The sequence below is a fragment of the Escherichia sp. TW14182 genome (assembly GCF_000208525.1).
Lineage (GTDB): Bacteria > Pseudomonadota > Gammaproteobacteria > Enterobacterales > Enterobacteriaceae > Escherichia > Escherichia ruysiae.
In genome coordinates this window covers 1-7,083 of record NZ_AEJZ01000205.1, presented here as the reverse complement: position 1 = coordinate 7,083, position 7,083 = coordinate 1, and the positions used below count along the sequence as shown (strand labels likewise).

Here is a 7,083-nt window from a genome sequence, read left to right as displayed (position 1 = left end):
GTTCCGGGCCGGTGAGCAGGAGCAGACACCGCCGGAGGGATTTGAATCCTCCGGCTCCGAGACGGTGCTCGGTACAGAAGTGAAATATGACACGCCGATCACCCGGACCATCACGTCGGCAAACATTGACCGTCTGCGCTTTACCTTCGGTGTGCAGGCACTGGTGGAAACCACCTCAAAGGGGGACCGGAATCCGTCGGAAGTCCGCCTGCTGGTTCAGATACAACGTAACGGTGGCTGGGTGACGGAAAAAGACATCACCATTAAGGGCAAAACCACCTCGCAGTATCTGGCCTCGGTGGTGGTGGATAACCTGCCGCCGCGCCCGTTTAATATCCGGATGCGCAGGATGACGCCGGACAGCACCACAGACCAGCTGCAGAACAAAACGCTCTGGTCGTCATACACCGAAATCATCGATGTGAAACAGTGCTACCCGAACACGGCACTGGTCGGCGTACAGGTGGATTCGGAGCAGTTCGGCAGCCAGCAGGTGAGCCGTAATTATCATCTGCGCGGGCGCATTCTGCAGGTGCCGTCGAACTATAACCCGCAGACGCGGCAATACAGCGGTATCTGGGACGGAACGTTTAAGCCAGCATACAGCAACAACATGGCCTGGTGTCTGTGGGATATGCTGACCCATCCGCGCTACGGCATGGGGAAACGTCTTGGTGCGGCGGATGTGGACAAATGGGCGCTGTATGTCATCGGCCAGCATTGCGATCAGTCGGTGCCGGACGGCTTTGGCGGCACGGAGCCGCGCATCACCTGTAATGCGTACCTGACCACACAGCGTAAGGCGTGGGATGTGCTCAGTGATTTCTGCTCGGCGATGCGCTGTATGCCGGTATGGAACGGGCAGACGCTGACGTTCGTGCAGGACCGACCGTCGGATAAGGTGTGGACCTATAACCGCAGTAATGTGGTGATGCCGGATGATGGTGCGCCGTTCCGCTACAGCTTCAGCGCCCTGAAGGACCGCCATAATGCCGTTGAGGTGAACTGGATTGACCCGAATAACGGCTGGGAGACGGCGACAGAGCTTGTGGAGGACACGCAGGCCATTGCCCGTTACGGTCGTAACGTCACGAAGATGGATGCCTTTGGCTGTACCAGCCGGGGGCAGGCGCACCGCGCCGGGCTGTGGCTGATTAAAACAGAACTGCTGGAAACGCAGACCGTGGATTTCAGCGTGGGTGCTGAAGGGCTTCGCCATGTACCGGGCGATGTCATTGAAATCTGCGATGATGACTATGCCGGTATCAGCACCGGTGGTCGCGTGCTGGCGGTGAACAGCCAGACCCGGACGCTGACGCTCGACCGTGAAATCACGCTGTCATCCTCCGGTACCACGCTGATAAGCCTGGTTGACGGAAGTGGTAATCCGGTCAGCGTGGAGGTTCAGTCCGTCACCGACGGACTTAAGGTGAAAGTGAACCGGGTTCCTGACGGCGTTGCAGAATACAGTGTGTGGGGGCTGAAGCTGCCGACGCTGCGCCAGCGCCTGTTCCGCTGTGTGAGTATCCGTGAGAACGATGACGGCACGTATGCCATCACTGCCGTGCAGCATGTACCGGAAAAAGAAGCCATCGTGGATAACGGGGCGCACTTTGACGGCGACCAGAGCGGCACGGTGAATGGTGTCACGCCGCCAGCGGTGCAGCACCTGACCGCCGAAGTCACCGCAGACAGCGGGGAATATCAGGTACTGGCCCGCTGGGATACGCCGAAGGTGGTGAAGGGCGTGAGTTTCATGCTTCGCCTGACCGTGGCAGCGGATGACGGCAGTGAGCGGCTGGTCAGCACAGCCCGGACGGCGGAAACCACATACCGCTTCACACAACTGGCGCTGGGGAACTACAGGCTGACAGTCCGGGCGGTAAATGCCCGGGGGCAGCAGGGCGATCCGGCATCGGTATCGTTCCGGATTGCCGCACCTGCAGTGCCGTCGCGGATTGAGCTGACGCCGGGCTATTTTCAGATAACCGCCACGCCGCATCTTGCGGTTTATGACCCGACGGTACAGTTTGAGTTCTGGTTCTCGGAAAAACGGATTGCGGATATCAGGCAGGTTGAAACCAGCGCGCGTTATCTTGGTACGGCACTGTACTGGATAGCCGCCAGTATCAATATCAAACCGGGCCATGATTATTATTTTTACGTTCGCAGTGTGAACACCGTTGGCAAATCGGCATTCGTGGAGGCTGTCGGTCAGCCGAGTGATGATGCATCAGGCTATCTGGATTTTTTCAAAGGCGAGATAGGGAAAACCCATCTGGCTCAGGAGCTGTGGACGCAGATTGATAACGGTCAGCTTGCGCCTGACCTGACTGAAATCAGGACGTCCATAACGGATGTCAGCAATGAAATAACACAGACCGTCAATAAGAAACTGGAAGACCAGAGTGCAGCGATCCAGCAGATACAGAAGGTTCAGGTTGATACAAATAATAACCTGAACAGCATGTGGGCAGTGAAGCTGCAGCAGATGCAGGACGGACGCCTTTATATTGCGGGTATCGGTGCCGGTATTGAGAACACCCCTGACGGCATGCAGAGTCAGGTGCTGCTGGCAGCAGACAGGATTGCGATGATTAATCCTGCGAATGGCAACACAAAGCCGATGTTTGTTGGTCAGGGCGATCAGATATTCATGAATGAAGTGTTCCTGAAACGCCTGACGGCCCCCACCATTACCAGCGGCGGTAATCCTCCGGCATTTTCCCTGACATCAGACGGGAGACTGACGGCGAAAAATGCGGATATCAGTGGCAGTGTGAATGCGAACTCAGGAACGCTCAACAATGTCACGATTAACCAGAACTGTACGATTAAGGGCATGCTGGAGGCGACCCAGGTCAGAGGTGACTTCGTTAAAGCTGTATCCAAATCATTCCCGAAACAGGCTGGTACGTGGGGTAACACGGAAACACCAAACGGGACGGTTACAGTCACCATCAGCGATGATCATAACTTTGACCGTCAAATCATTATTCCGCCCATTATCTTTAACGGAATAGCGTATAGCGATCCGGGAAGTGGTAATAACCCGGGAGGTACAAGATACACGGGTTATGGTTTTGAAGTTCGCAAAAACGGTGTATTAATCGCATCCAGAGAAACTAAAGGGGCCATTCCCGGTAGCTACAGTGCGGTTATTGATATGCCGAGTGGCAGGGGAAGCGTCACTCTGGAGTTTAAGGTTTTCCAGAAAGGCAATCAGGGGGCAGGCAATATCACCGACTGTACGGTGATTGTGACCAAAAAAGCCGCTTCCGGCATCAGTATTCGTTGAAATATTTATAACCCCAATAAAGGGCGTCAGGAATGACGCCTTTTTTATTGCAGAAAAGCGAGAGGTAATTATGCGTAAACTTTATGCCGCCATTTTGTCCGCAGCCATTTGTCTGGCCGTATCCGGTGCGCCTGCATGGGCGTCTGAACATCAGTCCACGCTGAGCGCGGGGTATCTTCATGCCCGGACGAACGTTCCCGGCAGTGATGATCTGAACGGGATTAACGTGAAATACCGTTATGAGTTTACGGACACACTGGGGATGGTGACGTCGTTCAGCTATGCAGGAGACAAGAATCGCCAGATTACCCGTTACAGCGATACCCGCTGGCATGAAGATTCCGTTCGTAACCGCTGGTTCAGCGTAATGGCGGGGCCGTCTGTGCGCGTGAATGAATGGTTCAGCGCGTATGCGATGGCGGGTGTGGCTTACAGCCGTGTGTCGACTTTCTCCGGGGATTATCTCCGCGTAACTGACAACAAGGGGAAAAAGCACGATGTGCTGACCGGAAGTGATGACGGTCGCCACAGCAACACGTCTCTGGCGTGGGGAGCTGGCGTGCAGTTTAACCCGACCGAATCCGTGGCCATTGATGTCGCTTATGAAGGCTCCGGCAGTGGTGACTGGCGCACTGACGGGTTCATCGTGGGTGTTGGTTATAAATTCTGATTAGCCAGGTAACACAGTGTTATGACAGCCCGCCGGTTCAGGCGGGCTTTTTTGTGGGGTGAATATGGCAGTAAAAATTTCAGGTGTACTGAAAGACGGCACAGGAAAACCGGTACAGAACTGCACAATCCAGCTGAAAGCAAAACGTAACAGTACCACGGTGGTGGTGAACACGCTGGCATCTGAAAATCCGGATGAAGCCGGGCGTTACAGTATGGACGTTGAGTACGGTCAGTACAGCGTCAGTCTGTTGGTGGAAGGATTCCCGCCGTCACATGCCGGGACCATCACAGTGTATGAAGATTCCCGACCCGGTACGCTGAATGATTTTCTCGGTGCCATGACGGAGGATGATGCCCGTCCGGAGGCACTGCGCCGTTTTGAGCTGATGGTGGAAGAGGTGGCGCGTAACGCGTCCGTGGTGGCACAGAACACGGCAGCCGCGAAGAAGTCAGCCAGTGATGCCAGCACATCAGCCCGTGAGGCGGCAACCCATGCGACTGATGCTGCAGGCTCAGCACGCGCAGCCAGCACGTCATCCGGACAGGCCGCGTCGTCGGCTCAGTCAGCGACTTCCAGCGCAGGAACGGCATCAACAAAGGCCACTGAAGCATCAAAAAGTGCTGCCGCTGCAGAGTCCTCAAAAAGCGCGGCAGCTACCAGTGCCAGTGCCGCGAAAACGTCAGAAACGAATGCTGCAGCGTCACAACAATCAGCAGCCACTTCTGCATCCACCGCGACTACGAAAGCGTCAGAAGCTGCCACCTCAGCCCGGGATGCGGCGGCTTCAAAAGAGGCGGCAAAATCATCAGAAACGAACGCATCCTCGAGCGCCAGTAGCGCAGCTTCCTCGGCAACAGCGGCAGGAAATTCCGCGAAGGCGGCAAAAACGTCAGAGACGAACGCCAGGTCTTCTGAAACGGCAGCGGGACAGAGCGCCTCGGCTGCGGCAGGCTCAAAAACAGCGGCTGCGTCGTCTGCCAGTGCAGCGTCAACAAGTGCCGGGCAGGCCTCAGCCAGTGCCACCGCCGCCGGAAAATCGGCAGAAAGCGCCGCATCGTCTGCTTCAACAGCCACAACGAAGGCTGGCGAAGCCACTGAACAGGCCAGCGCAGCAGCGAGGTCTGCTTCCGCAGCGAAGACATCCGAAACGAACGCGAAAGCGTCGGAAACCAGCGCAGAATCCTCAAAAACGGCTGCCGCATCGTCAGCCAGTTCGGCGTCGTCATCGGCATCATCTGCGTCTGCTTCAAAAGATGAGGCGACCAGACAGGCGTCAGCAGCGAAGGGTAGCGCCACGACGGCATCCACGAAGGCGACAGAGGCAGCTGGCAGTGCGACGGCAGCAGCTCAGAGCAAAAGTACGGCGGAATCTGCAGCAACGCGCGCTGAGACAGCGGCAAAACGGGCAGAGGATATTGCATCCGCCGTGGCGCTTGAGGATGCGAGCACGACGAAAAAGGGGATAGTACAGCTCAGCAGTGCGACCAACAGCACTTCCGAGTCACTGGCGGCAACGCCAAAAGCCGTTAAGGCCGCGTATGACCTGGCTAACGGGAAATACACCGCACAGGATGCAACGACAGCACAGAAAGGGATAATCCAGCTAAGCAGCGCGACCAACAGCACGTCTGAAACGCTGGCGGCAACGCCAAAGGCCGTAAAAGCAGCCAATGACAATGCTGAGAAACGTCTGCAGAAAGATCAGAACGGTGCGGATATCCCTGGCAAAGACACCTTTACGAAAAATATTGGTGCCTGCCGTGCCTTCGGTGGGTCAGTAAGCACAACAACAGGAAACTGGACGACTGCACAGTTTATCGAGTGGCTGGATTCTCAGGGAGCATTTAACCATCCATACTGGATGTGCAAGGGTTCCTGGTCTTATGGCAATAATAAAATCATTACTGATACTGGCTGCGGTAATATTCATCTCGCCGGAGCTGTCATTGAAGTAATGGGGATAAAGTCAGCGATGACGATCCGCATTACCACACCGACCACCTCCACTGGTGGTGGAACAACTAACGCCCAGTTTACCTATATTAATCACGGAACAGATTATTCACCTGGCTGGCGAAGGGACTATAACTCCAGAAATAAGCCAACGGCATCAGAGATCGGGGCGTTACCGTCAGGTGGAACAGCAGTATCATCAGTTAATCTGTCTTCAAAAGGTCGGGTAACCGCGCTGACAGACAATACGCAGGGGGCAACAGGTCTTGAGTTATACGAGGTGTATAACAACGGATATCCAACAGCGTATGGAAATATCATTCACCTGAAAGGGATGACAGCCGTTGGCGAAGGTGAGTTACTCATCGGCTGGAGTGGTACAAGCGGTGCTCATGCTCCGGCATTTATTCGTTCACGACGGGATACGACCGACGCAAACTGGTCGCCGTGGGCGCAGCTTTACACCTCGGCTCATCCTCCTGCAGAGTTTTATCCAGTCGGTGCACCAATCCCGTGGCCATCAGATACCGTTCCGTCTGGTTATGCCCTGATGCAGGGGCAGACTTTTGACAAATCTGCTTACCCGAAACTTGCAGCCGCTTATCCGTCAGGCGTGATCCCTGATATGCGTGGCTGGACGATTAAGGGCAAACCTGCCAGTGGTCGGGCCGTATTGTCTCAGGAACAGGACGGCATTAAATCGCATACCCACAGCGCCAGCGCATCCAGTACAGATTTGGGGACGAAAACCACATCGTCGTTTGATTACGGCACTAAATCCACGAATAACACTGGTGCGCATACCCATAGTTTAAGTGGCAGCACGAATGCAGCTGGTAATCACAGCCATAGAGATGGCCGTCGATTTAACCCCAGTGTTTTTAAAGATACTTATCAATATGGTTATACAAGCTCAGGTCAAAATACCTGGGGTGTACAAGGCTCAGTAGGTATATCTACGGGGTGGTTAGCGAATACCAGTACAGATGGTAATCATAGCCATTCACTGTCCGGCACAGCAGCATCTGCAGGTGCACACGCGCATACTGTCGGTATTGGTGCTCATACGCACTCCGTTGCGATTGGTTCACATGGACACACCATCACCGTTAACGCTGCTGGTAACGCGGAAAACACCGTCAAAAACATCGCATTTAAC

At 55.0% G+C, this 7,083-nt stretch carries 3 protein-coding genes; all 3 read left to right on the top strand.

Translation table 11 applies throughout. The features are described from left to right. Positions 1-3,298: phage attachment tail tip protein J (gpJ, locus tag EQY_RS0116740; protein ID WP_000408650.1), on the top strand; the 3,298-nt coding region annotated here is incomplete at its 5' end. Between the two features lie 70 nt (positions 3,299-3,368). Then, positions 3,369-3,968 (top strand): Ail/Lom family outer membrane beta-barrel protein, encoded by a 600-nt coding sequence (locus EQY_RS0116735; protein WP_001230352.1) that lies wholly within the window; start codon positions 3,369-3,371, stop codon positions 3,966-3,968. A 64-nt stretch (positions 3,969-4,032) separates the two neighbouring features. Further along, positions 4,033-7,083, top strand: a 3,051-nt coding sequence (locus EQY_RS24835) for a phage tail protein (RefSeq protein WP_071987967.1), incomplete at its 3' end; no start/stop codon positions are given.

What these genes read in the sequence shown, in the direction of transcription:
- EQY_RS0116735 (WP_001230352.1), top strand. Translation starts at nt 3,369, where the DNA reads ATGCGTAAACTTTATGCCGCCATTTTGTCCGCAGCCATTTGTCTGGCC.